Origin of the sequence: Labilibaculum sp. (assembly GCF_963664555.1) — a bacterium.
Classification (GTDB): Bacteria; Bacteroidota; Bacteroidia; order Bacteroidales; family Marinifilaceae; genus Labilibaculum.
This window is the reverse complement of the sequence record NZ_OY761461.1, coordinates 1,400,151-1,422,482: the sequence shown is the minus strand read 5'-3', so window position 1 is coordinate 1,422,482 and position 22,332 is coordinate 1,400,151. Positions and strand designations below refer to the sequence as shown.

The window sequence follows — 22,332 nt, the reverse complement described above, 5'->3', positions numbered from 1 at the left end:
ATATGAAAAGAATTATGGGAGGTCACAGTACAGCTATAACTGCAATTTGCGAAGACTGCAAAGGTGATGGAATTCTTAATCACAACACATGCAAAACCTGTGAAGGAACCGGCATGGTTAAAGTAAGAAGGGAAGTATTCACAAGCATTACAATTAAGCCACATATACCAAAACAATTAGAAGAGAAACTCTTAACACTTCAACAATGAACAGAGAAGAACGATTCAAATTGAAACGGCAAATTGCGCAGTATAACAAGAAGCGCGACGAGCTGGATGCTTGGTTGCGACCGAAGCGTGTAAACCATCCGGATTTTGAAAACAAAATCAGGGAACGAAACAATTTAATTTTTAAAATATCAAATCTGGAGGCGCATATGCAACCTACAAAACGCACCGCAATGGGTATTTGTCGCATTCCATCTCCGGAAACTAACAGATTTAAAACATTTTAATATCAAAATTATGGGAAGTACAATTATGACAGCCGAACAAAGGCTGCAATTAGAAGAGTTAAAAAAACTTGAATCTCAAGAAAAAGAGCGTACAAAAGAAGATCGCCAAACTCTTAAAGAAATGACCGACGAATCGGTTAAAGATGCTTTTGCTATCCTACTGCAATTGAGCAAAAACATTAAAGAAGCTAAGACAATTGTGTACAGCAAATTTGCCGATATCATTGAGCTAAAAAAACAGGTGTATCAAACCAGCGATGAACAGTTTTCTCACACATTTACCACAAAAGACAGTAAACTGCGCATTATGGTAGGTTATCATGTTGTGGACAGCTTCGACGACAGTCACACTGCCGGTGTTGATGGTGTTAACGAATACCTTAACAGTATGGGTACCGACGACGACAGCAAATGGCTGGTAAAAACCATTAAGAAATACATTTCCCGAAATACCAAAGGCGAACTAAACGCCAAAAAGGTAATGGAACTAATGCAACTGGCAAACGAGCGTGGCGATCAGCTGTTGATTGATAAGGTGCAGATTATTGTAGACGCTTACACGCCTATTAAAACCAAGCTTTTCATTATGGCGAAATACCGCGATGACAAGCAAAATGAATGGAAAACGCTTCCTCTCGGAATTACTGAAGCCAACATGGATTAACAAAACAGGCACGCGATGATCATTCGCGTGCCACCTAACACCAACCACATGAAAACAAAAGAAGAGATTACAGCAAATGTGAAAACTTTTATTACCGATTTAAGAATAGCAATAGACCAGGATAATATTAGAAACATTGTTCAATTAGTGGGTGATGTTGAAAACAACCCATCAATTGATTTACGTGCTCTGGATAACGACTTGCTTAAACAGTTTGACAAGATTACCAGAGGAGCTTACAATTTAATTTAATAGCAATCAAACATGGATACAATTTATTTGATCAAAGCTCGTGTTCAAATCACAAGCAAAAATCCTTATGTAAGTTATAAGCCACTTCCTGTAAAAGGTTTGTTCTTTCCCAAAGGCAAAAAAAAACGACATGCCGATATAGAAGAACAATGCAGGGAGCATGTTGTTTGCAATCTGCAAAACGATCACCCTGATCTCTCTTTCAACATCAGCAGTATTAAGATCGAATCTTTCTCGTACGGCTTTGTAATTAACGAAAAGAAAAACTCCTGAACGGTTCAAGAGTGGTTCGATTCCACTCTCAGGAACAAACCTATGGTTCTAATATTGGAGCCATTTAAACACCACTTAAACATGGAAGCAGTAAAACAAAAACGCCGGTACTTCCACCAGTTGTTAATTCGTCTGGGTGAAGAACGGCATAAAGGAATAATTGTAGAGTCAGAGTTTGGAGTGACATCTACAAGTCAATTAAATGAGGAACAGGTTGACAGACTGATAAGAGCCGCCGAAAGCCGTTTAAGCCGCCAAAGCAGACTGTTAAAGGAATCAAGGTCTAAAGAACAAAAGCATCTTAAAAATTGGCGCAACAAATGTCTCCTGGTACTTAACGAGCGTGGCATAGTTGCAACACCAAAAGACTGGAGCGCAATTAATAATGAATTATCGAAAAAGCAATACCAATGGGTAATGCCCGATAACGGAATTATTAACCGGAAAGGCTTGTTTGCATTCCGCACGGTTGACGACCTAAAAATTCTATTTAAACAGCTTTGCGCGATTCGCGATAACGAAAAGAAAGCTGCAATAAAGATTAAAGATTTAACACTTAAAAATTAATATATGATACTTCATTACAGTTTAACGGTATTTTTTACACAACTGATATTTATTGGTTGCCGAACATGGAATGTGCAGGCCGTTTCAAAAAACCACATCCCTCAAGCTTTAATCAGTGGCGTATTTGTCAACCTATCTTGGTTGGTAAGCATTGCCATTGGAGCCGTAAGTATGTTCGAAATAATCAACAATTTCAAATGGGAGTTTCTCCCTATTGTAGTTTGTTCGGTTGCCGGTGGCACAATTGGCAGTTACATAGCCATGCGAGCAAAACGCAGGTAGCGAAACACAATTAGTAATAACAATCAAATTAATACTAGTATGAAACCACGCATTATCAACATTAACACGCTTAAAAACAAAAAGTACGACGAGCTCGACTTAGGCAAATACTACAACGATCTATTTGGAGTAATCGAAAGCCGTACAAGCTTTTTCATGTACGGCACAAGTGGCTCCGGAAAATCGGTTTTTGTCATTCAGTTGGCAAACTTCTTTTGTGATACGTTCAATAGCAAAGGGCTGTACTGTTCGCACGAAGAAGCTTTAAAGAAGAGTTTTCGCGACCGGTCAAACAACTTCAATATCGAAAGCAAGAAGTTGTACATCGGCGAAAATATCGATTTCGACACCCTAACGCTGAAAATTCAGCGCAACTACTACCGACTGGTAATTATCGATAGTGTGCAGTACATGCGCTTCACTTACGAGCAATTGCAGGAGCTAACAAAAACTTTTGCCAAGCGCAAGTTTATACCTGTATTGGTAAGCTTTGGCACAGCCTATAAAAAACCAGCTTGCGACGTTAAAATTATGCATGCCTGCGATGTTAAAATGTTTTTCGACAAAGGGGTAGCAACTATCGACAGTCGCTACCTGTCAGCAACTAAGAAGGTGCGCCTGTTCACTCCGGAAACAACAGCAATCGTTCAAACATCATTATTCTAATCACCTTAAAAAACCACAAATATGCTTATAGGAGTAGCAGTAGACAAACACAAAGAAAAAGCTTATAAAAAAGCAATAGAAGCGGCAGGCTTTGCAATAGATTCAGTTGAACAAGGAGATGGGTTCAGACTAATAACAGTCAGAACCGATGAAGAAGGTAAATCTACACTTTCGAAGCTGCTGAAGAAACTTGAATTGAAGCATTCATTACGCAATAGAATGAATTAGAAAACTATGTATAGACCAACAATGAAATCAAATTGCAGTGGTGGAGGCTTTTCTGATTTAGGTTTCTTAATGGCAGGTATTGAAATTATTCAATCCCTTGAAATCGATTTGAATTGCGTTAAGACACTTACTGCTAACTTCGCTCATAAGATATTACATACCGATATCCGCAACGAAACAGTTTTATCTCAAGATAAATCAGATATTATTGCAGCAACATATCCTTGCACTAAATATTCAACAATAGCAGATATCCATGGCACTAGAACGGGAGACGATTTGTTTTTACATGTGTTCCGTCACATTGCAATTGAGCAGCCTGAAATGTACATTATTGAGAATGTTCCGGGAATGAAGAAATTTCCTGTAGTAATGGAAGCCATGACAAAGCTTCCCAATTATTACATTAACGTTTTCTGCCCACTTGATGCTTTGAATTGGTTGCCTCAAAAAAGAGAAAGGTTAATACTGATAGGCACAAAGAGAAGGTTTAACATTGCTCCGCCAACCAGTACAAAAAGAATTCTTCTTTCTGATATCATTGACGAAATTCCTGATATGAAAGTACCTGATTACGTTGTATCAAGGATAAACGGTAAATACAGAGACAAGCCAATAATAAGCGATCCCAATGATAAAGATGCCTATGCACCAACATGCGTGGCTCATTATTCAAAAGACCGTGGTACAAGATTGGTAGTAGACAAATCTCATCCTTTAGGAGTTCGACCTTATTCTGTAAGAGAATGGGCAAGACTTCAAGGCATTCCAGATTCATACATATTGCCAGCTTCAGACAGTGAAGCTTATAAGCAAATAGGAAATGGAGTTCCGGTACATATGGCTGAATGGATAGGCCAACAAGCAATTAAATATTTCAATTAATCCTTTTAAATTATAAGATATGACAAGCCAAAGAGAAGTAGAAAGACTATATGAAAAGCTGATGCACGATGTTGCAACAAAAGAGTTTTACACAGATATTGATCTAGCCAATAAGGTTAACTGCTATGTGTGCGAGGAATGTCAACACATAACCAAAACAAAGGACGTTGATCCGGGAGTGACTCCTTTCATGTTTACATGTGAAGTGTGCAAAGCAACAGCAACAAGTACTTTCTATACTGATATTGCTCAAGACTGCAAGCCTACAATTGAATGGTACCGACCAAGCTTGAAAGAAACTTTGAAGCTTAGAAAAGATCAGGGTACATTAGATCACGTATTACGCGGTGGTCTTATAGATCGAAAGTGTAAAGAAGCAAAAACAAGCGAAAAACAATTGGTTTTCGTACTGGAGTTAAATGATACGAAAGCTATTTATTTAGACCTTGACTGTCTTTGTGATGCATTAAAAATGGAATGGGAAAGCAGACCTGATTCTGATATCATTGAAGAAGAGTTTAAGGTTTATGGCAAAATGATGACTGCAAAAGAAATTGACGAGTTGCCGGAATTCGATGGATTTTAAATAGGTAAACGTAAAACTATATCCTCTCACCAAGGCGCTACCTACAGCGCCTTTTTTTCTCCCCACTTTTCATTACTTTTAGATTTAAAACAAAACATCATGAAAAGACTAATTTTATTAATCCTATTTGCATCGGTAACATTGCTGGCATCTTCCCAGTGCGATTGTTCCGCCAACATTCCAAAAACAAAAATAAGCAACTTGTACGGTCAAACCGTTACTGTTATTGAGCTTAATGAGTTGTATCCAGATCCGGAATGGAAAAACAATTTGACCGATACGGCAATTATTGGCAGGCAGTACACATTTGTAAAGGCTGAGAAAGACAGTAAACGCCCACAAATTTGGGTAGAGCTTAGCAATACTGAAGAAACGATTTATTACCGTTTGACAAGCTCGAACATGCGGTACCCACCCATATTGGTAAATGCTTATTTCGAGAAACAAAAGCAACTGTACCAAAACCAAAAGCTCCGGCTTAAAATGGATAACGAGTACACCACCACGTCCGGACAAAACAAACTTTACAACACAAGCAATCTATTTACTTGTGCCGGCACAAAATTGTTGAAAAATGGCACTGAGCTTGTGCCATCCTACATACTTACAGTGGCCACCGATACCATAAACGTACCACTTACCAGCTTCGAAAACAATCGTTCTAACACCATCGACCGCTTTATTAAGCAATGATTTAAACAGCATTTAAACATGAGTACACCTTTATTAATTGCCACCTTTATCATCTTTTGCGTTGTAATGATCATTCGAAAGACCAAAAGCCAAAAGATTAATGAACCCAAAGCCGATCCGTTTGAAATAATGCAAATAGGTGCTCGCGGAGTTCAGTTACTTGAGAGTCTCTCCATAATTTCAACAACTCGAAAATTGGATACACTAAGTGGTCGGATTGCTTATATTTTGGAGTTCTATCCCTCTTTCGTGGCCTTGAGTATGTTTCCAAATCAGTATATGAAAGAAGCTCAAAAAACTCGAAGCGAATACGAAAAACGCTACCCAAACAGACCAATCAACAACAAAGCATTGTATTTATTACTTACTCCTGATATGGATAACATGGGAGAATACATGGCTAGTTGTATTGTGCTTAGCTATAGCGAGTTCATTAAAGATGAAATGGCACACATAGAAAAGTTGAAGCGGAATAGTGCCATAAACAAACGCATAGAAAACATTATTAAGCTTGGTGATGATTTTAAAAGCCTGTTCGAAACACACAACATACCAGACACAGGACAATTGGAAGCTATTGATAAAATGAAAGAATTATTCAACAAAAAAGCAGCTGTATAGCTGCTTTTTTGTTGTTGTAACACTTCCTCTACACCCTCACATCTGGAAAAGCATCAATTACTTTATGCTCTCCCGTTTCTTTGTCTATTTCTTCCACGGTAACGTGAAGTGAAACAATAGCGGCACCTATTGCAATGCACTCGCTTATTTGATCTTCTATAGGCAGTGCAGATTCATATTTGTTCCACCGCACAGTGAAATACTCCTGTACGGCCAGCACTTGTGCGCTTGGCCCGAATCGTTCTTTTATTTTCTCTATCATGATTGTTAAGTAAATGAGTAATATCTTTTTCCTTTGTTCTGGAATGCTTTAATTTTTGTTTTGAATGGTAACTGATCCTTGTAATCCTGACACTGTTTAATTAACACATTACTACCAGTAAAACAGACGTATTTTTTATCATCTCCTTCTACTTTAAACTGCATCGACAAATAATCTCCAGTATTGTGTTTACTGTCTTTTACTCTGAAATCGGAAATGTAAATCTCCGTATTTATTATATCCTCCATTCGCTTTTTTTCACCCTCAAGAGCGAATGAAACCTGCGCGAAATCTGAAAAACTATGCATATCAAAATACTTTTTTGTTAGATTGTAGCTATTGGCGTGTTTAAACCACCCCCAATATGCTGAGAATGCCTGTTTAGTGGCAGTTTTGTTTATTCTCGCCTTGAAATTTTTAACGATATTCTTTCTTACTAATGTATGGGTGTGAAAGAAGCGGTATCCTAAAAAGTCAATCCCTCTTATATTTACAGGAAATACTTGATAATTGGATTTAACATCTAATTTCAAAATCGATAATTCTGTTCTTATTTGATCAAGACAATCCCAAAGAAACGCCTTACTATCGTGCAGTAATACCATATCATCACAATACCTAAAATAGTGCTTCACCCCCAATTTTTCTTTCACAAAATGATCGAGATAACTTAAATACACGTTTCCGAACCACTGACTTAGATAGTTGCCAATTGGTACTCCCGGAGCTGAATCGATAATTTCAGACATGAGGTTTAGTGTTTTCTCACACTTTATTTTCTTTTTGATGATCTGCTTTAATACTTCATGATCAATGGACGGATAGTATTTTCTAACATCTATTTTCAGGCAGTACTTTGGTTTGTGAATCATAGCCTCTTTCATGCGCTGAACCCCTGCATGAATTCCTCTTCCGGGAATAGTTGAGAATGTGTCATAAATAAACAGATTCATCCAGATTGGCTGACAGACTTGTACAATGCAGTGATGAATGATTCTGTCTGGAAAAAAAGGAAGCTTGAATATTTCCCTCACCTTATTTCCACTCTGTTTTTCAAACACTTCGTAAGGACTGTTCTTAAAAGTCTCATTTTTCAACATCTCATGAATCTGACCTAGATAGAGTTTGGTATTAGCCTCAATCTTTTTTACTTCACTGTAGGATCTCTTTCCTTTTTTAGCGTTGCGAAACGCCAATTCAATATTTTCATAGCTGTATATTTTACTGTGTAAATTCCCTATTCTTTTCATTCTGCTTGTACTTACAGAGCTTTCATTTTACTTACCAGCACTGATTTGATACTATTTTGTTTTTTGCCAAGAGGCAAGGTTTTTGCGCCGTTAGGTATATTTTCAAGCTTAGCTGCGCCCCGATATTCGCATTACGATTAGCTGATGAATTGTTGACATTCAAATTGAACAGACCCGCATTCGACCCATTGTTCAGATTGCCACCTACCAGAGCAACACGCTTAACGCAAAAACCCGTTTTATCATTTTAAAAATCCGACGTTTAGCGGCCTCCGTTTATTCGTTCCGCAAGCAGAGCCGCGCCCCGACATTCGCATCACGACTAGCCGAAGAATAGCTGACAGTCAAATAGAACAGACCCGCAATCGACCCATCGTTCAGACTGCCACCCACCAGAGCAACACACCAACCAGAAGCCTGATAATAATAATCACAGAGCCAGGAATAAGCATCCCCTCCAACTGTCTTTGGTAAGGGCAATAAATGATTTTGCACATCTTTTTGATAGCCATTTGTATTAGGCATTAACCCAACCATTTCGTAACCACTTATAGAATCATCGGCCAGGGATGCTAAATCATCAGTCGCGTACGCAACGAATTCGTTAACATTTAACCCGTCGATGAATTTCCAAATGTGGCCAAATGGATTTTCAATACCCCGATACGAATTTGAATGAAAGGTTCGTTCAATGCCTGCACCTCCAAAATCAGCTACATTTACCAACATTTGCCCACTTTTATTCCCAAAGAAATTCATTGTGCCTGCTGGAATAACCGGGTTATAGGAATTATATGCACTCCACTCGGCACTAGATGCGGTTGTTGCACCTTCGCCTAATCCTCCTTGTCTGAATCCATTAACATCCAAAGCATAATTGATTTCGGATTGAGAATTAAAGGTTGCATATTCGATTACAAATAACATGCTTAACATATAATGTTCATATGCTGTTTGTTGATGCCATTTCGCACCTCTGGCTGTTGCCGCAATCCTTACTTCGTTCCTGGTTACGTTTGTGACTGGCTTTCCACAAAGAGTCTTGCCAGTGCCATCCCAACTACTCGTGTTATTTCCGCCACGGTAATCAGGATCGGTATTGATCAATGAACACAGCTTATTGGTACTCCTTTGTAAGGTAGCTTCATAGGCTGAAATATAGAATTTCTTTATTTTCTTGTAGCCGGCAATTGGGCGGTCGCTAATCTTATACCGATGCCTTGTACCATCCAATTCATGATTGTAATAAAATTCAGGAACCTCTGCCATTACCTGACCATGTGACCCATCCAATACAGAGGGTGTCCCATCGGCTTTTTTCGTGGAATCATCTGCATCCAAATAATAATGAACAGTTCCATTATCCCAGAGCAGACAGCGTTTTATTTTACTTTGTATAGGCAGTGTTCTATGATACCCCAAATTGCCTATCCTTTTGCAATCCGGCAAGCTGGATGAAGAATCCCATTCAACACCGTACCAATCGAGATTAAGCCCATTACTGTTGGGGTGTTGAATTTCTGTGAAATTCCAAACCTGTACATCTTCAGGTTTTGTGTTTTGAGAATCCGGAAGATAGGCCACAGCCAGAACGATGCTATATTCATCTTCTTTTTTCTGATACCCATCAGGCATCATTCCTCTGTTAAATATCTCTAAATTAGGAGCAAGATCTTGTTGAGTGCTTCCGTAACCGAAAATGTATCCGTCAGGATATGCAGGGGATACAGTTAATCGTAGTACTGCATACTTACAGCCATATGTAAGCTGATATCCATACAACCAACTTACGTCAATACTCTTTTTCGTTCCTCCATCATCATGAATATATACAAGTTCCTGATTGCTTCCTCTTCTGGTGCCATCTTCATTCAGTAACTCCCAGCGAACATAGTCAGATGTTGTTGAATTTGGATTTTCTTCAACAAACACATTGAATGCTAATTTTGTTAATGGCACTAAACCAAAATTCATAAATCCTGAAGCAAGACCTTGAAGTGCATTTAAACTGTAGCCATCAGAATATAAATTACGACCAGGCTCAAGATGTTCAAATTTGTAAAACCCATTTAGTTGATCATGATCAAGATCTGCCTCGCTATGTGGCAACCCATCCACAATATCCTTTAAAGCTTTAACTAGAGAAGCTGCAACAGGCTTATTTGGTTCGTCGATGTATTGAGTTACCAAATCTGCGAATTTAATGTATTGCGATAGCGACACATCAATAGACTCCTGTTCAGCAATTTTCACAAATGTTTGTGTCGACTGGTTGAATCGGTAAATCGCCCATCCGGCATATACAGTTGCATCTGTAGTTGCATCGGTTACAATTACCGACTCGCCGTTTTCCAAATTGGCTATATCGGCATCTCTGGAGGCAATATCTGCATACTCCTTAGATGCATTTGTGATGCCTATGATAAGGTTATATACCTTCTCTAAACTGTTGCCGGCTTCGGGCACGTTTCCGTTAATGATTTGTATATAATTGTACAGATCTGCCGCGGTGCCTTCGTACGTGTCCCTATCCAACTTTGTAGCCATATCAATTCCCTCCAGTTTCTGCTTGAGTAGTGTTGTAAAATCCTCAACTGACAACTGTTTACCATCCACTTTGTCAACCTTGTTGGCAATAGCGGTAGTAACCGTACTCTCAAGGTTGCTGAATTCTTCTGTTGTTGCTGCGTTAGCCAACATATCATCCAACCCCTGAATCGAAGTGGTTGGAATTTGTTCGTCTTTGTGCCAGTAGCTGTCCATCCATGCCCAGAACTGTTCCTGTACTGGTTTTAGTTTGTTTTTAAACCAGTTTTTTAGTGTTGTTTTATCCGTTGTTGCCATAATTGTTAACCTTTAAACATGATGTAAGCCAATGCGTAATATTTGGGGCGGATATCAATGGTTGCCCCGTCACCTATTGAACCGGTATTACCCGTAATCGATACTGTCTTGGCCACCACACCTGCAGAAATGTTGTCGTTATGGCTCAATGTGTTGTTGTTACTTGCAATGTAATCGGCCAGTTGCGTGTCGCTCAATTGCAAAGATCCTGCGCCGTGGCTGTGAGATGGCAACTGGGCACTTGACAGTGCTATGGAATCATTACCTCCATTGGCTCCAGGATCGTATGCGCCACCGGCACCAACAATGAATCGGCCTCTCAAATCAGGTGTGTCGTTAGTCCCGTCGCATAAGCTCCAGCCACGAGGCAGTGAAGCCAGATTACCACTCCACATGCTGATCAGGCCACGCGGTACAATTGCCCGTTGTACGCGTATAAAATTAGTCCACGCATACGATGTTGATGCGATCCCGAATGTAGCGTAGCGAACCTTTTCAACTTCCTTACTGGAACCATCCTCAAATGGCAGTTCCGTAATGTCTTCTTTAATGATTACCTGTGCGCCCGTACCACCTTTAAAGGCTAGCACTTCTCCGTTAATGTATACCACGCCGTCACTCACGGTTGATCCTGTTACCGCACAGCCTTTCAGTATTGAAAGGTCACCTGCCAGTTCGCCCATGGCATTCAGTAGATCGTAAGCATCCTGCATAAAGGCCAGAACGTTTGTGTCGAGCGGGAAACCTCCCGTGTTAGAAAAATTCAATTTGTTCATACCTGTACTATTTTATAGCGTTTAGAGGCCAACCGATAGAAATCAATCAAGGCCTGCATTCTGTATTGGTCGTAGATTCCTGCGGGTACTTCAACTATAAAGTCAACCCCCGTGTCGGCATAATCGGCACGGTCGCGCAAGAAGATTGTGCCAATAAATTCCGGTTTCTCTTCGCCGCGTGTATAGATGTAGTTTCGGTTGTATTGATTCCCGTCGATGATTCTGATCCGGCGCGCTTCAATATCAAAGCTGTCATTCAACGCTGCGCGCAGGTAACACACCTGACTGTTGTGGTTCAACTTGTACAAATCGGCTGTCCTTTTAACTGTAAACCGATAGTGCATCGATGCAAGAGGAGTAACCATAGCCCTGAGAAATGCCACATTCTCTGACTTGCGTAAATCTATTGGTAGAAGCAGTATTATTAGCTTCTTTATGTCGATATCGAACACTTTAGACATAGTTTATATCGCTTAAGGTTTCGGGTTCAGTATCATTATCTAGGTTTACATAGAAGTACCCGGATATCGGTATTGTGCTGATGTTTATATCACTCCAATCACCATAGTTGTCGGCGTCAATCCATGCTGTTCGTGCTAAATCTAAGCTAAGGTCGCTTACACCATCGGCTGTTTGCAGTTTATCAACTAAAGACTGTAGAGAAAGCTTACCATTGAATGGCAGTTCTTTCATGAATGTCTGAATAGCTTCGTTTACAGGGTAATTGGCATTAATAAGGTGCATGCCGTTCGCATCCAACACCAGCGGGTCGCGAACAATCCGTAGCGACAGCTTCAGTCGGTCTGGCAGGTAGTTAATCACGGTTACCCGCACGCCGGCATCCTTTACTTCGGCCATATATCCGATGAATGCAGAGAACTGCTCTGTTGTAACCGGGGTTAGTTCGCCAGAACCGGCCTCTGTGGCTATCTTCACAATCAGCCGGCTTTCTACTTCTGATTCAACAACAGCAGAATACTTGACAATCTTGGCAGTTTCAACCTGTTCGTCAGTGTAGCCGGTGTTATCAAACTCGTCAGAGTCTTCAAGTAAATCGAACCCGTATTGAAACGCCACGGCTTTATTTCGATACCAACGCGCCGTGTGGGGCATTAGGGTTTCCAGTGTTTCATCAACCTCTGCCTTATGTAGGTCAAACAGCGTTTCCAATACCCATGCCGACACAGCGACGATGTAGAAGAATATGCTCTCCAGGGAAACTTTTGAGAACTGTTGGTCGAATGTCTTACTTTCATCCAGCCCATAAGTCTCAATTATCGTGGCGTCGGCTATAAATGCCTCTGTCATTTCGCTTTTTATTTCTGAAATCATTCGTGCCATATCATTGTATTACAAAGTCTACATTAATTGCCCAGTAACTAATCCCCTCCAATTCGGCAGCTACTAATTGATCATCGGCTGTGAAGGCGGTGGCCGGAACAATATTCTTTGCCTCGTAATATGCTTTTATATCAGAATTTTTTACATCAACCAGATTTACACTTTCACCTGGCATCAAATCATCTGTAATTGACAGGCCGTTTTTAACAGCCAGATCAATGGCTGCAAGAACAGATCCTGATTTCTGAATCGCAATATCTAACAAACTCTGTCTCCTACTTACTCTCACACTTGCCATAATTGCCGTTTAAATAGTGTTTAAATTAAATTATCTATCCATCTGCGCCCGTTTACATGTTGTAAACTATTTTATAAGCTTGTAACGCCTTAAAATGAAATAGCCAAAAACCAATACACCTAACACCAATAAAATGATAACCCAATTGATAATACCAGGTGTTTTCACTTTGATTTTTGATTTCGAATCGATCTTCTCTGAGCCATCAGATTTTAAATTTGTATTATCGGTAAGCTCAGCTTGTACATCAGTATTCGAGCTTGAATCGCGAGCACTCTGTGTTTGCGTTTTGTCTGTTTTATCTCGGGTAATTGTTCGTTCGGTTATTCGCGTGGTGTATTGCTGTCCGGATGTATCAGGCTTGCTAAGTTCCCTAACAACTTCAGTCACTACGGAGTTTTCCTCAACGTCGTTCTGCGTTTCCACAACTTCATTAACGATTACAGTAACTGTGCCATCAATGGTTTCTTTCACATCGCGTTTTTCCTCTGTTTGCACATCACGATCAATCTTGGTGTTTACTTTTGTAGTTTTGCAACCAAACAGGAAAAAGGCTATCAGTATTACTATTCCAAATCTGTTTTTCATGTCAATTTGTTTTTGTCTGGAGCTGGTTCTAAATCAACTCCAGTTGTGTTTTCAACTCGTTTATTTATGTAGGTTTTCAATATTTCGAAGATTCGGCCACCGGTTAGATCAAACATGTTTTCAGCAAAACTCCAAAGGAAAAAGCCCGATATTAACCAAGCTGCAATATTGTAACTGGCTATTGTTTTTTGATTCATTTCTTTGTCCATAGCATAAAGCAATGCTACAAACACAGTAACACCAATTGCACGACCGATGGCAACAAATACCTTTTTCATGCAAAATTTCTCTTTGCGCTTTATCAGTGATGCCATGATGCCTGCAATCAGATCGAACGCAATAATGATCCACATGACATGTACGGCGCCTTTTATTTCAGCGAGATAAGCCAAAACAGCCAATGCAATGCCGGCGATCGTATTTCCTATGTGAGTGCTAAACCAGTTCATTACTACTGTAATTGTTGATTAATACCAATTTCCTTTAACCACGCCTGCACATCGAATGAAGGACATGCTTTACCAGCATTCAAGTGATGGTGACCAATAATTTTCACATCCGGATGCTGAGCATGAAAAGCCTTCACATCAACTTCCATTGCTTTCTTTTGCGCTGTGGTTCTTGTGTCGCCACCTTTGCCACCAACATAAACCCAATGTATTGAAACGCTGTTAAATCCAAACGCTCCGTTGGTAACTTCCCAGCTATCAACAAAACTATCGTTGTTGTTTGGCACAAGTTCCTCTATTTCCCCATTCAAATGGAACATAGCTTGGTAGCCGACTTGTCTCCATCCGCGTCCCTTTGGCTTTGGATCTGTATGCCAGCGTCTAATATCATCGGCAGAAACGTTGCGCCCGGCAGGAGTGTCGGTGCAATGAATCACTAGGTATTTTAATTTTCTCATGATTCCTTGGTTTTAATGATTGTTGTAATTTGTTCTTTGTACTCGTTATAATTGATGCCTGCACGTGTCAGGTGCTGGCGCATTACTTGCTCTATTTGACTTTTGCTCTGTTTTCCACGGATGAATTTTGTTAGTCCGGCTCCCAGTAAAGGATCTTCTTTCAGCTCGCCCTGACTCATTCCCAAAACCAAAGCCACACATTGGTTGGTGTTGTCATCAACCACCAAAGCGCCAGTTATTAAACCATTGCTATCGCGCTTTGGCTTAATCATTAAACTGTAATTTGTATCTAATAAAATGCCTTTCATCATCACTTAGCTTATGGTTCCATTGCCCGTATTTATTGTTTGTCCGGTTTGTGCCGTTGCTGTTCCGGTTGTACTTACAGTAATTCCAGAAGCAACGGTTACCGTAGCACTCTTAACAAAAATATCGATCGCATCGGCCAGCTCGTTGGCAACCTTTTGCCGCAGGGTGTCCGGGTCGGTTTCGCCGTTTGCTTCCGGCGACACCCCGTCAAAAATGCTCTTAAACTGATCTGCTAATACCTGTTTATCCAGCGCCATTAGTTCATTATTTTAGTTAATCTCTTTTTAACATCCTCTAATGCGGTTATATTGGGTGTTGTTCCAACTACTACCACTATCTTTTGAATCTCTGCTATCAAATCAGAAAGTACGCTCAGCAAATCTTCTGAATCACGCTCTATACGACACCCTTCAGTGCTAACCGTAAGAACTGTGCTTCCTGATCTCAAATAAACTTCTTCAATATCATCAGCATAAATCAGGATGGATGTAGCTTCATCACCCTCTACAATAGCAATTAAGCAATCGCAGTCAACAACCGGTTTTACGGCCGTAGTCCCAACTCCCAACAGCACATCAAAAAACTCCAGACCATCACCATCCGTCGCTGTCATGGTTTGTGCTTCCCAATCAATTTCAGTAGGCGTTACCCAACGCATTGTGGCTTTCACTGTCCCGTTTAAATGTTGTTTAAACAGCTGTCCAAAATTGTCTAGTTCGTCTTTTAAATTCATACAGCTGCTTTATTTCCTAGTTTACAACTCTGGGTATATCCTGGAGGTGTAACTGTTTTGGTTACTGCATCCACATAGTACACACCATCCTTTTCAGGATAAAGCGTACTTTTTAAATTCATCTTACTACCATGCTCAATGCGTGGAACTCCAAACAGTGTTATGTCACCATCTAAGCCCGGCTGTTTAGCATCGCGATACATTTTTTCAGCTTCGCGTTTTAGCTCAGTTTCGGTAATCTCAATACCGCTTATTTCTTTCTTCAGGCGTTTGCCTGCATTTTTATCCCCAACTTCAACAATCAGCTTTTTACCTTTCTTCCGAATCAGGCTCATAATTACCAGTGTATCTTCAATTGCCTTTTGTTTTAAACTTTCACCGGCTGTTAACTCCAGTTGAATATCAACAGCATCCTCTTCGAGTTGACTTCTACCCATGGCGTGAAGCTCTTTATTTTTAAACCAGGAATAAATGCCTTGCTTTTGCAGATCTTCTAAAATCTGACTTGGTGAAACCTTCGAGTAGCGCACATTTCCAAGCTTGGTGTCGTCACAAACAATTGAGTAACCCGGTGCAATTTCCTGTAATAGTTGCTTTAATTTGCAGTCTTTAATACTCACACTTATTGTGTTGCGTTTCAGCTTGTACATTTCATCCTCACAACTTATAAGTAAGGGAATGCCAGCCGGAACAGTTTTTACATATCCGGTAAACTCAAGCACCAAATTGCCATCGTAGCCTAACCATATCTCTAACGGATCACCTTCCCGGAACCACTCGCTTACTTTCATTCTATCGAAATCGCGAACCTTACGGGGCAATACAATTTCGGCAGTGTCAGTTAAGCTTTTCCACGAGCTTTCAATCTTCACCTCACTAAAGCGACGCACTTTAAATCCCTGCCTGCCTTCGTGAGCTGGGAGTATAATTTCTCCATATAGTGCGTAGGTCGTCATAAAATATCAGTTAATAGTAAATCTTCGTCGCTAATGGCCTGTATAGTGTATTGCATCATATTTGGCCTGCCTTGTATTGGATCAAAACTGCAATCTTCAGTAACAATTCGCGAAATGTTGCGGTTTGCAAAAATCTGCCCCTCCACTTCAATACTTCCAGCCGTTTCATGAAAGCGTTGTATGGCTTCCATTTGTTCCTCAACAGACTGTTGAGCTGAAGGATTGTATTTGTCAGGAATGATTATCCCGCTTATGCTTATATCCCAATCAGCTAAACCATAAATTTCTTTCACAGTACCTGCACCGCCAATTGTTTCTGTTTTCTTAACCACCTTGGCACGTTTAAAACTTACCAATGAGGCGAGAGGCATTAGCAAATCAGAATACTGCTCTTCTGATAATTTGCCATTTTGCCCGAACGTTAGGTGTCGGCCGCCTTTAAACCAAAATGCGCCCCAGGTCTTTTGTCCAAATCTCACAGGTGCATTGTCATACTCCGGGCTTGCAACTTCAATTTCCACATTGGGAAATGAAGTGGATTGTGTTGGTTTCTCGTTTAGCTCCGGAGTAAATACCGGAGTTGAAACACCAAACACATCCTGTAGCAGACCGCTTACAAAACTCATGTCAATTGACTTATATATGACGTTTTTTATTCCCATACCTATGCGCCTGCAACGACCATTCCGTCGCTTAATTTTGTATTGATAGCTCTTACCACTTTAGCGGCAATAGCCTCTATTTCGCTTTGTGTAGTGTTTGCACCCACATTAAAAATATTCTTCACTTCAATTTTCTGACTGATATTTTTGATTCCACCGCCACCGGAACCTGAGCCACTTAAACCGCTTTTCTTTGTTCCTCCGGTTAAGGTGCCGCTTTTGCCTAATTGTCCGGGAGTAATAATTGGAGAAACACCACCTGCCGGCATTGCTCCAGCTGGTTTTGGTGAGTCGTTTGGCGTAAGTTCTGGTGTTAAGTCTTCAGGATTGTCTTCAGGATGATCACGCCTGTAACTGTCTACTCCTTTTTGAGAGCCCTCTTCATATGCACCGGCAATATCTTTGAATAAGCCCTTTATAAATCTAATCGGCGCAGCCAGTTTATCAATTATCTTATCAATAATTCCACCAACAAAATCAAGTACCCATTCAAAAGCAGTTTTTACAGGTTTTAGGAAATTATCAAATAAGAATGTGCCAATAAGCTTGAATCCTTCCCACATCACATTAACACCATCCCAAATACTTGTAGCAACCCATTTCCAAACATTATAGAAGGCAGTAAAAACAGGCTCAATAACATTAGTCCAAATATTACTTATAAATGAACCAATACCGCCAAAAACACGCTTAACAACCTCCCATACACCTGTTACAACACCACGGAAAGTTTCAGAATTTTCCCATAAGTAAGCGCCTAAAGCAATCAGTCCGGCCACAATAGCTGCAATCCATCCAAGAATAGGTATATTCATAATAGCCACACTGGTAACCCGTGCGGCGGTAGTGATCATACCCAAGCCGGTAGAAGCAATTGCACTGCCGGCAGACACAATTGAGCCAATCACCGGCATTGTTTTAAGGGTATTAAAAAGAAGTAATACACCTTTATGTGCATTAGCCATATTCGCAAACACCGAAACAGTACCGGCAAGTCCTGTAACCAGAGGTGTTATTTTACTGGTTACACCAAACATACCAATGGCAATATCGTTAAGCCACGTCTTCATGCGTGACATTCGCTCGTTATAGCCGCCCATTATGACGTTTGCCTGCTCGGTAGCTGTATTGGTGTTTATTATTTTACCCTCCAGTTCCTCAATAAATTGGATATTATCAAGAATGGCATTAACCGAGTTTTGATTTTCTACACCAAAGATCTGTGCAATAAGAGTATTGTCAGCCTGTGCTTTTTGCAGCTCTTTCAATCTGTCAATGAACGGAACGGTTTTATCAGAAATCAAATCGTAGTTAATGCCGAGGGCTGTAATTTTCTCAAGGGCTTCTTTGGGAATTACATCAGCCCCGGCCATTTTTCCCAACATATTACGAAATCCGACGCCAGCTTCACTGCCATAAATAGTAGCCCGTCCCATGGCCTGAATAACGGCATTGGTAGTTGCAAAACTTACATTTGCAGAATCGGCAGACTTACCGGCTTGTTTTATGCTTTGACTAATAAAAGGAACCTCGGCGGAGCCTTCTTTTGCAGAAGCCGCCATGATATTCATTTGCTCAGTCATCAACCGAGCCATTTCCATCGGGTCTTTAATATCAGAACCAAACTGTAGAACAGATCCGGTAAGCGCATTCATAGCACCTACTGCATCGCCTTTCATCGTTTTACTGAGTGTTGCAATGTCGGTACCCATTAAATCCAACGCATCCTGATTGTCTGCTATTCCTGGCCCCAATTTGGAAAGAACACCTTTGTAACTCTCCAGCATTCCGGAAGCATCAACGCCAAATATCTTAGCAGTTTTGCGTCCTTTTTTTCCCATGTCTTCAAGGTCATCTCCTACAACTCCGGTAATTGCGGATAAATCCATTAACTGAGCATTAAACGCTGCGCCGGGAGCGTTTACTTTTTCAAACTCACGGGCAATATTTTGAACCGCGTCGTTAATGGCAAACAAATCAATGGCCGACATTTCTTTCAGCTTTTTGCCACTTTCATCAGCTTTTTTACCAACACCCTCAACACCACTGGCCGCCTTTTCCGAGGAGCCGGTAATGTTTTTCATCGGGCTGGTAATTTTATCTACCAATTCAAGTATCCACTGAGTTGTTGTCGACATCGCCTAATAGTTCAGCAAGAGCGGCAAGAATAGCCGTCTTCATGTTTTGATGTTGTAATTTATTGAGATATAAAAAGTCTGCGTAGGTCTTACACCATTCGTCGTCATCCAATTTGTCAGGGTCGATATTAAAAGTGTTCTGTATTAAAATATCGCCCTGACGTATGAAATCTTCGTCTTTTACTTTGTGCTTTTCTACGCTCTCGATAAAAAACTTTTAGCAGGGGTAAGGAAAGTTTCTAGTCGCTTAAAGACACTGGCGAAAACTACACCATCTTCTAAAGCTTCTAAATCACCACCAACTACAAGATTCTTTATAGATTTCTCCATCAACTCGTCTACTTTTCTTTTAGATGCCAATTCACTAAGCATGCGAGTTAACCCCCTGTCAGGTCGCCTTACAATAAACTGATATTGCTCAGCCTCCTCAATTTCCTCTCCAGTAAACTTTGGTAGTGAATCAATGATTTTCTTTTTATCATCGTATTTCACAAGCTCCACCAATTCTTTTAATGGCTCTAAACGCTGTTCAATACCAATCTCTTTGTTACAAACAATATCGATATCAATTCCTAGTATCCTCAAGTTGGCTTTGTCTTGTTGAGTCAATTCGTCGATGTCGTAAATTGCAGGTTCAACAGTTACGGTAATCAACTTAACTCGCTTATACTTCAGCTTCATGTCGTTGATTATTTCTTGAGTGATATTTGTACTTAAAATTATTGGTGCAGCCATGGCCACATAAGCACGATCATGCATCAATTGACTAGCTTTCTCAGCGACAAATTCAATATGGACAGGTTCAACAGCCTGAACGGTTACAATTGCAACCAATAGGGCAATAAGCCCGAAAATTACTTTTAATTTCATCTTTTTAAATGGTGTTTAAATGGTTAAATATTCCAGTTAATTTTCCCTAAAACCAGTAAATCTGCTTTATAGGCTATTGTTTTGTCGCCTTGTTTTACAGCGACACCACGACCTTTTAGTTTCGCGGTAAATACGTCTTTCATCTTAAAGCCGTCGTACTCATATTCCACCACAATCGGGAAAGGCACTATTTCGGCAATGCTCATTCCCGGAGGCAAAGAGCGCTGTAATCCGTTCCACTCTTCAACATACATGGAAATAGAGGCTTTAGCCTCGTAATTGCCCTCACCATAACCCACCGGAAATGCACCGGCACCTCGTACAACATCAATGTCAATATTGTCATTGTATTCCACCTCAGTAATGGCTTCTAAGTCGCGTCCGAGCATGTTTACAGTAATGGAATTCCACCCTGCCATTTTCCCGAACTTATTAATTATGCTGCTTGCTTTTGCCATGTTATTATAGATTATTCGTTAAGCCTAAATCAACATCAAACTCATGTACAATGCGTCCAACTACTAATTTCGATTTCACTTTCAAAGGTGAATCTTCTGAAATAGCTTGAGCGGGATTAACGTACACGTCTGACTCTTCAATATTACCGGCTGATACCATTACTTGCAAAGCTTCTTTCACTGAGCTTTCAACACCGCTTACCCATGTGCTTTTCAGATAGCCTGTAGCTATATCTGTCGGTACTTTTGAACGAATTCGTGGGATTAGCGTATTGCGTATAATCCGCGCAGCCTTGTTCCAAATACAATTGTAATTGAAGTAAGCGTAATCGCTGTCTTTACTTACAGCTCCGGGACATCCGTTCAGATAATAACCTGAGTAGTTGGTAAAACCACCTACATACATCCAGCCTTTTGCAGTCAGGCTTTTTTGTTCAGGTTCAGTTAGCGTTTCGAATCCCGTACCATCGCTTAAGGCAGAGGTTAGCCAGTAACCTAAATTAGGATCGCTTAAGCTGTAATTTTCTTCACCCCGGCGGTTGCGTGGCTTTTCTTCGATATCAACAGAGCCCAAATCTTCATGAATCTTACGAACACCAACAGATCCTAAAACAATACCAATAGCGGCACGCTTGGCATATTCGGCTTTTAATACTGAAACAGCAGGATCTTGTCCGGCCATATAATGAATATTCCGGGCCGAAAGTGCTCGTAAATCAGGGTAATCAGCAACAGCCAAAGCTACAGCACCACCAACACCTTCAACAAAAATGCCATCAATGTACAAGTACTCCTGTTCAAATGAAGTAACCAGGCTTTGTAAAGCCACAGCATCTACTTCAGCGTTTGCAACCAGTGTTGAAATACCGGAAAGACCTAATACGTTTACATTATCAATGCCACGAATAGCGGCCTTAAGAGAATCATCGGCTACCAAATCGGCAACTGTTTTAGTAACTTCTACCATTATAAGGTGAAAATTCATTTCAGGCGCAAGCCTAAACATTTCCGATAAATTATAATGTAGTAACTCTTTGTTTGTATCGTCTGTGCTGGCTGTTATACCTAAGTCTTCAGCAGTGGTTATGTCCAAAAGCTCGTAAGCTTTATTATAGACTGTGTCTGCTGGCTTGGTAGCCCCGGCAATGATACAAACAACACGGTCAGTCCCGGAATTTCTGCCAAGATTGCCGTTTGATCTGTTTATTGTAGCTCCCTTAAAACTCATTATTCAGCAGTTTTAAGAGATTCCAATTTAGCTTCAGCAGCATCTAAAACCGTTTTGCGCTTCTCGCCTGATTTTTCTGCCTCAGCAATTGCAATTACAACATCCACATCGGTAGCAGCGTCAATGTCAGCTATCAAGTCTTCAGCTGTTTTTTGATCTTTAGCACCTTCACCACTCTTCTTTTGTGAATCTTTTCCAGATTTACCTTCAGAGCCTTTACCAGACTTGTCGTCTGTTTTTTCTTTGGCATTTTTACCTGCTTTACTCTTCTCACTCTTTTCAGAAGTAGCAACATCATCGCGGGTAAATTCAGTAATTGCCAACTTTTTGCCATAACGATTTTTAACACTGTGATTCTTCACAGCCAAATCGTTTTCATCAGTGATAAATGCCGTACCATCTGAAGTAACAGCTACATTTTCAGCACTTCTATAACGACCAAAAATATCTTTGGCAATGGCTGTCAGTTCCTCTTTGCTTTTAATTTTCAATTTCATTGTGAAAATTTTTAAGGTGAAGCCCTGCCAAACGACAGGGCTGT

Annotated in this window: 33 protein-coding genes; 13 read left to right on the top strand and 20 right to left on the bottom strand. The window is 40.5% G+C overall.

Annotated features, from left to right (window positions below; genetic code table 11):
* Window positions 1–2 precede the first annotated feature (2 nt).
* The 13 genes from ACKU4N_RS05860 (at window position 3) to ACKU4N_RS05800 (ending at window position 6,171) form a co-directional block, all read left to right on the top strand.
* Window positions 3–209 (top strand): hypothetical protein, encoded by a 207-nt coding sequence (locus ACKU4N_RS05860; protein ID WP_321321518.1) that lies wholly within the window; start codon window positions 3–5, stop codon window positions 207–209.
* A complete protein-coding gene (locus tag ACKU4N_RS05855) occupies window positions 206–454 on the top strand; it encodes a hypothetical protein (RefSeq protein WP_321321516.1) in 249 nt (82 codons plus the stop codon). The genes ACKU4N_RS05860 and ACKU4N_RS05855 overlap by 4 nt, the downstream gene beginning before the upstream one ends.
* 10 nt (window positions 455–464) lie before the next feature.
* Entirely contained in the window at window positions 465–1,118 is a 654-nt protein-coding gene (locus tag ACKU4N_RS05850) for a DUF3164 family protein (RefSeq protein ID WP_321321514.1), read from the top strand.
* 48 nt (window positions 1,119–1,166) lie between these two features.
* A complete protein-coding gene (locus ACKU4N_RS05845; RefSeq protein WP_321321512.1) occupies window positions 1,167–1,370 on the top strand; it encodes a hypothetical protein in 204 nt (67 codons plus the stop codon).
* Window positions 1,371–1,382: 12 nt separating this feature from the next.
* On the top strand, window positions 1,383–1,643 hold the full coding sequence (locus tag ACKU4N_RS05840; RefSeq protein ID WP_321321511.1) for a hypothetical protein: 261 nt from the start codon (window positions 1,383–1,385) through the stop codon (window positions 1,641–1,643).
* A gap of 81 nt (window positions 1,644–1,724) precedes the next feature.
* Window positions 1,725–2,210, top strand: coding sequence for a hypothetical protein (locus ACKU4N_RS05835; protein WP_321321509.1), 486 nt, complete (start codon window positions 1,725–1,727; stop codon window positions 2,208–2,210).
* Window positions 2,211–2,213: 3 nt separating this feature from the next.
* Complete coding sequence (locus tag ACKU4N_RS05830) at window positions 2,214–2,492, top strand: hypothetical protein (protein WP_321321507.1); 279 nt, start codon at window positions 2,214–2,216, stop codon at window positions 2,490–2,492.
* 39 nt (window positions 2,493–2,531) lie between these two features.
* A complete protein-coding gene (locus ACKU4N_RS05825) occupies window positions 2,532–3,158 on the top strand; it encodes a P-loop NTPase family protein (RefSeq protein ID WP_321321505.1) in 627 nt (208 codons plus the stop codon).
* 21 nt (window positions 3,159–3,179) lie between these two features.
* On the top strand, window positions 3,180–3,386 hold the full coding sequence (locus ACKU4N_RS05820) for a hypothetical protein (RefSeq protein ID WP_321321502.1): 207 nt from the start codon (window positions 3,180–3,182) through the stop codon (window positions 3,384–3,386).
* A 6-nt stretch (window positions 3,387–3,392) separates the two neighbouring features.
* Window positions 3,393–4,271, top strand: a complete 879-nt coding sequence (locus ACKU4N_RS05815) for a DNA cytosine methyltransferase (protein ID WP_321321500.1) — start codon at window positions 3,393–3,395, stop codon at window positions 4,269–4,271.
* 19 nt (window positions 4,272–4,290) lie between these two features.
* Window positions 4,291–4,857, top strand: a complete 567-nt coding sequence (locus ACKU4N_RS05810) for a hypothetical protein (RefSeq protein WP_321321498.1) — start codon at window positions 4,291–4,293, stop codon at window positions 4,855–4,857.
* A gap of 99 nt (window positions 4,858–4,956) precedes the next feature.
* Window positions 4,957–5,550 (top strand): hypothetical protein, encoded by a 594-nt coding sequence (locus ACKU4N_RS05805; RefSeq protein ID WP_321321496.1) that lies wholly within the window; start codon window positions 4,957–4,959, stop codon window positions 5,548–5,550.
* A gap of 18 nt (window positions 5,551–5,568) precedes the next feature.
* Window positions 5,569–6,171 carry a hypothetical protein gene (locus ACKU4N_RS05800; protein ID WP_321321494.1) on the top strand — a complete coding sequence of 201 codons (603 nt, stop codon included), beginning with the start codon at window positions 5,569–5,571 and terminating at the stop codon, window positions 6,169–6,171.
* Window positions 6,172–6,199: 28 nt separating this feature from the next.
* Here ACKU4N_RS05800 and ACKU4N_RS05795 read toward each other — a convergent pair whose 3' ends face one another.
* The 20 genes from ACKU4N_RS05795 to ACKU4N_RS05700 all read right to left on the bottom strand — a co-directional run bounded on the left by ACKU4N_RS05795 (window position 6,200) and on the right by ACKU4N_RS05700 (window position 22,288).
* Window positions 6,200–6,433: a hypothetical protein gene (locus ACKU4N_RS05795; protein WP_321321492.1), complete on the bottom strand. Its 234-nt coding sequence runs from the start codon at window positions 6,431–6,433 to the stop codon at window positions 6,200–6,202.
* Between the two features lie 5 nt (window positions 6,434–6,438).
* A complete protein-coding gene (locus ACKU4N_RS05790; protein WP_321321490.1) occupies window positions 6,439–7,683 on the bottom strand; it encodes an RNA-directed DNA polymerase in 1,245 nt (414 codons plus the stop codon).
* 276 nt (window positions 7,684–7,959) lie between these two features.
* On the bottom strand, window positions 7,960–10,527 hold the full coding sequence (locus ACKU4N_RS05785; RefSeq protein ID WP_321321488.1) for a hypothetical protein: 2,568 nt from the start codon (window positions 10,525–10,527) through the stop codon (window positions 7,960–7,962).
* A gap of 5 nt (window positions 10,528–10,532) precedes the next feature.
* On the bottom strand, window positions 10,533–11,303 hold the full coding sequence (locus ACKU4N_RS05780) for a hypothetical protein (RefSeq protein WP_321321486.1): 771 nt from the start codon (window positions 11,301–11,303) through the stop codon (window positions 10,533–10,535).
* Window positions 11,300–11,764 (bottom strand): hypothetical protein, encoded by a 465-nt coding sequence (locus ACKU4N_RS05775; RefSeq protein WP_321321485.1) that lies wholly within the window; start codon window positions 11,762–11,764, stop codon window positions 11,300–11,302. Before ACKU4N_RS05775 ends, ACKU4N_RS05780 begins: the two co-directional genes overlap by 4 nt.
* Window positions 11,757–12,644: a hypothetical protein gene (locus tag ACKU4N_RS05770; RefSeq protein ID WP_321321483.1), complete on the bottom strand. Its 888-nt coding sequence runs from the start codon at window positions 12,642–12,644 to the stop codon at window positions 11,757–11,759. The genes ACKU4N_RS05775 and ACKU4N_RS05770 overlap by 8 nt, the downstream gene beginning before the upstream one ends.
* Before the next feature lies 1 nt (window position 12,645).
* Window positions 12,646–12,942: a hypothetical protein gene (locus ACKU4N_RS05765; protein WP_321321481.1), complete on the bottom strand. Its 297-nt coding sequence runs from the start codon at window positions 12,940–12,942 to the stop codon at window positions 12,646–12,648.
* A gap of 66 nt (window positions 12,943–13,008) precedes the next feature.
* Window positions 13,009–13,530, bottom strand: a complete 522-nt coding sequence (locus ACKU4N_RS05760) for a hypothetical protein (protein WP_321321478.1) — start codon at window positions 13,528–13,530, stop codon at window positions 13,009–13,011.
* Window positions 13,527–13,979: a phage holin family protein gene (locus ACKU4N_RS05755; protein ID WP_321321476.1), complete on the bottom strand. Its 453-nt coding sequence runs from the start codon at window positions 13,977–13,979 to the stop codon at window positions 13,527–13,529. Before ACKU4N_RS05755 ends, ACKU4N_RS05760 begins: the two co-directional genes overlap by 4 nt.
* Before the next feature lie 2 nt (window positions 13,980–13,981).
* The gene (locus ACKU4N_RS05750) at window positions 13,982–14,437 is read right to left on the bottom strand and encodes an N-acetylmuramoyl-L-alanine amidase (protein WP_321321473.1); all 456 of its coding nucleotides are present in this window, start codon (window positions 14,435–14,437) and stop codon (window positions 13,982–13,984) included.
* A complete protein-coding gene (locus ACKU4N_RS05745; RefSeq protein ID WP_321321461.1) occupies window positions 14,434–14,709 on the bottom strand; it encodes a hypothetical protein in 276 nt (91 codons plus the stop codon). The genes ACKU4N_RS05750 and ACKU4N_RS05745 overlap by 4 nt, the downstream gene beginning before the upstream one ends.
* Window positions 14,710–14,751: 42 nt before the next feature.
* Window positions 14,752–15,003, bottom strand: coding sequence for a hypothetical protein (locus tag ACKU4N_RS05740; RefSeq protein ID WP_321321459.1), 252 nt, complete (start codon window positions 15,001–15,003; stop codon window positions 14,752–14,754).
* Complete coding sequence (locus ACKU4N_RS05735) at window positions 15,003–15,479, bottom strand: hypothetical protein (RefSeq protein ID WP_321321458.1); 477 nt, start codon at window positions 15,477–15,479, stop codon at window positions 15,003–15,005. The genes ACKU4N_RS05740 and ACKU4N_RS05735 overlap by 1 nt, the downstream gene beginning before the upstream one ends.
* Entirely contained in the window at window positions 15,476–16,435 is a 960-nt protein-coding gene (locus tag ACKU4N_RS05730) for a hypothetical protein (RefSeq protein WP_321321456.1), read from the bottom strand. The genes ACKU4N_RS05735 and ACKU4N_RS05730 overlap by 4 nt, the downstream gene beginning before the upstream one ends.
* The gene (locus ACKU4N_RS05725) at window positions 16,432–17,061 is read right to left on the bottom strand and encodes a DUF6046 domain-containing protein (RefSeq protein WP_321321455.1); all 630 of its coding nucleotides are present in this window, start codon (window positions 17,059–17,061) and stop codon (window positions 16,432–16,434) included. Before ACKU4N_RS05725 ends, ACKU4N_RS05730 begins: the two co-directional genes overlap by 4 nt.
* Before the next feature lie 38 nt (window positions 17,062–17,099).
* The gene (locus tag ACKU4N_RS05720; protein ID WP_321321453.1) at window positions 17,100–19,235 is read right to left on the bottom strand and encodes a phage tail tape measure protein; all 2,136 of its coding nucleotides are present in this window, start codon (window positions 19,233–19,235) and stop codon (window positions 17,100–17,102) included.
* Window positions 19,236–19,430: 195 nt separating this feature from the next.
* Window positions 19,431–20,105, bottom strand: a complete 675-nt coding sequence (locus ACKU4N_RS05715; RefSeq protein ID WP_321321450.1) for a hypothetical protein — start codon at window positions 20,103–20,105, stop codon at window positions 19,431–19,433.
* A 23-nt stretch (window positions 20,106–20,128) separates the two neighbouring features.
* Entirely contained in the window at window positions 20,129–20,563 is a 435-nt protein-coding gene (locus ACKU4N_RS05710) for a hypothetical protein (RefSeq protein ID WP_321321448.1), read from the bottom strand.
* Window positions 20,564–20,567: 4 nt separating this feature from the next.
* Window positions 20,568–21,791, bottom strand: a complete 1,224-nt coding sequence (locus tag ACKU4N_RS05705; protein WP_321321446.1) for a DUF2586 family protein — start codon at window positions 21,789–21,791, stop codon at window positions 20,568–20,570.
* Window positions 21,791–22,288 (bottom strand): hypothetical protein, encoded by a 498-nt coding sequence (locus ACKU4N_RS05700; RefSeq protein ID WP_321321444.1) that lies wholly within the window; start codon window positions 22,286–22,288, stop codon window positions 21,791–21,793. The genes ACKU4N_RS05705 and ACKU4N_RS05700 overlap by 1 nt, the downstream gene beginning before the upstream one ends.
* Window positions 22,289–22,332: the final 44 nt, after the last annotated feature.

What these genes read in the sequence shown, in the direction of transcription:
- ACKU4N_RS05765 (WP_321321481.1), bottom strand. Translation starts at nt 12,942, where the DNA reads ATGGCAAGTGTGAGAGTAAGTAGGAGACAGAGTTTGTTAGATATTGCG.
- ACKU4N_RS05735 (WP_321321458.1), bottom strand. Translation starts at nt 15,479, where the DNA reads ATGAATTTAAAAGACGAACTAGACAATTTTGGACAGCTGTTTAAACAA.
- ACKU4N_RS05700 (WP_321321444.1), bottom strand. Translation starts at nt 22,288, where the DNA reads ATGAAATTGAAAATTAAAAGCAAAGAGGAACTGACAGCCATTGCCAAA.
- ACKU4N_RS05760 (WP_321321478.1), bottom strand. Translation starts at nt 13,530, where the DNA reads ATGAAAAACAGATTTGGAATAGTAATACTGATAGCCTTTTTCCTGTTT.
- ACKU4N_RS05780 (WP_321321486.1), bottom strand. Translation starts at nt 11,303, where the DNA reads ATGAACAAATTGAATTTTTCTAACACGGGAGGTTTCCCGCTCGACACA.
- ACKU4N_RS05740 (WP_321321459.1), bottom strand. Translation starts at nt 15,003, where the DNA reads ATGGCGCTGGATAAACAGGTATTAGCAGATCAGTTTAAGAGCATTTTT.
- ACKU4N_RS05810 (WP_321321498.1), top strand. Translation starts at nt 4,291, where the DNA reads ATGACAAGCCAAAGAGAAGTAGAAAGACTATATGAAAAGCTGATGCAC.
- ACKU4N_RS05720 (WP_321321453.1), bottom strand. Translation starts at nt 19,235, where the DNA reads ATGTCGACAACAACTCAGTGGATACTTGAATTGGTAGATAAAATTACC.
- ACKU4N_RS05775 (WP_321321485.1), bottom strand. Translation starts at nt 11,764, where the DNA reads ATGTCTAAAGTGTTCGATATCGACATAAAGAAGCTAATAATACTGCTT.
- ACKU4N_RS05730 (WP_321321456.1), bottom strand. Translation starts at nt 16,435, where the DNA reads ATGACGACCTACGCACTATATGGAGAAATTATACTCCCAGCTCACGAA.
- ACKU4N_RS05860 (WP_321321518.1), top strand. Translation starts at nt 3, where the DNA reads ATGAAAAGAATTATGGGAGGTCACAGTACAGCTATAACTGCAATTTGC.
- ACKU4N_RS05725 (WP_321321455.1), bottom strand. Translation starts at nt 17,061, where the DNA reads ATGAGTTTTGTAAGCGGTCTGCTACAGGATGTGTTTGGTGTTTCAACT.
- ACKU4N_RS05745 (WP_321321461.1), bottom strand. Translation starts at nt 14,709, where the DNA reads ATGATTAAGCCAAAGCGCGATAGCAATGGTTTAATAACTGGCGCTTTG.
- ACKU4N_RS05850 (WP_321321514.1), top strand. Translation starts at nt 465, where the DNA reads ATGGGAAGTACAATTATGACAGCCGAACAAAGGCTGCAATTAGAAGAG.
- ACKU4N_RS05755 (WP_321321476.1), bottom strand. Translation starts at nt 13,979, where the DNA reads ATGAACTGGTTTAGCACTCACATAGGAAATACGATCGCCGGCATTGCA.
- ACKU4N_RS05715 (WP_321321450.1), bottom strand. Translation starts at nt 20,105, where the DNA reads ATGAAATTAAAAGTAATTTTCGGGCTTATTGCCCTATTGGTTGCAATT.
- ACKU4N_RS05840 (WP_321321511.1), top strand. Translation starts at nt 1,383, where the DNA reads ATGGATACAATTTATTTGATCAAAGCTCGTGTTCAAATCACAAGCAAA.
- ACKU4N_RS05855 (WP_321321516.1), top strand. Translation starts at nt 206, where the DNA reads ATGAACAGAGAAGAACGATTCAAATTGAAACGGCAAATTGCGCAGTAT.
- ACKU4N_RS05820 (WP_321321502.1), top strand. Translation starts at nt 3,180, where the DNA reads ATGCTTATAGGAGTAGCAGTAGACAAACACAAAGAAAAAGCTTATAAA.
- ACKU4N_RS05710 (WP_321321448.1), bottom strand. Translation starts at nt 20,563, where the DNA reads ATGGCAAAAGCAAGCAGCATAATTAATAAGTTCGGGAAAATGGCAGGG.
- ACKU4N_RS05750 (WP_321321473.1), bottom strand. Translation starts at nt 14,437, where the DNA reads ATGAGAAAATTAAAATACCTAGTGATTCATTGCACCGACACTCCTGCC.
- ACKU4N_RS05795 (WP_321321492.1), bottom strand. Translation starts at nt 6,433, where the DNA reads ATGATAGAGAAAATAAAAGAACGATTCGGGCCAAGCGCACAAGTGCTG.
- ACKU4N_RS05825 (WP_321321505.1), top strand. Translation starts at nt 2,532, where the DNA reads ATGAAACCACGCATTATCAACATTAACACGCTTAAAAACAAAAAGTAC.
- ACKU4N_RS05785 (WP_321321488.1), bottom strand. Translation starts at nt 10,527, where the DNA reads ATGGCAACAACGGATAAAACAACACTAAAAAACTGGTTTAAAAACAAA.
- ACKU4N_RS05705 (WP_321321446.1), bottom strand. Translation starts at nt 21,791, where the DNA reads ATGAGTTTTAAGGGAGCTACAATAAACAGATCAAACGGCAATCTTGGC.
- ACKU4N_RS05835 (WP_321321509.1), top strand. Translation starts at nt 1,725, where the DNA reads ATGGAAGCAGTAAAACAAAAACGCCGGTACTTCCACCAGTTGTTAATT.
- ACKU4N_RS05790 (WP_321321490.1), bottom strand. Translation starts at nt 7,683, where the DNA reads ATGAAAAGAATAGGGAATTTACACAGTAAAATATACAGCTATGAAAAT.
- ACKU4N_RS05845 (WP_321321512.1), top strand. Translation starts at nt 1,167, where the DNA reads ATGAAAACAAAAGAAGAGATTACAGCAAATGTGAAAACTTTTATTACC.
- ACKU4N_RS05805 (WP_321321496.1), top strand. Translation starts at nt 4,957, where the DNA reads ATGAAAAGACTAATTTTATTAATCCTATTTGCATCGGTAACATTGCTG.
- ACKU4N_RS05830 (WP_321321507.1), top strand. Translation starts at nt 2,214, where the DNA reads ATGATACTTCATTACAGTTTAACGGTATTTTTTACACAACTGATATTT.
- ACKU4N_RS05770 (WP_321321483.1), bottom strand. Translation starts at nt 12,644, where the DNA reads ATGGCACGAATGATTTCAGAAATAAAAAGCGAAATGACAGAGGCATTT.
- ACKU4N_RS05800 (WP_321321494.1), top strand. Translation starts at nt 5,569, where the DNA reads ATGAGTACACCTTTATTAATTGCCACCTTTATCATCTTTTGCGTTGTA.
- ACKU4N_RS05815 (WP_321321500.1), top strand. Translation starts at nt 3,393, where the DNA reads ATGTATAGACCAACAATGAAATCAAATTGCAGTGGTGGAGGCTTTTCT.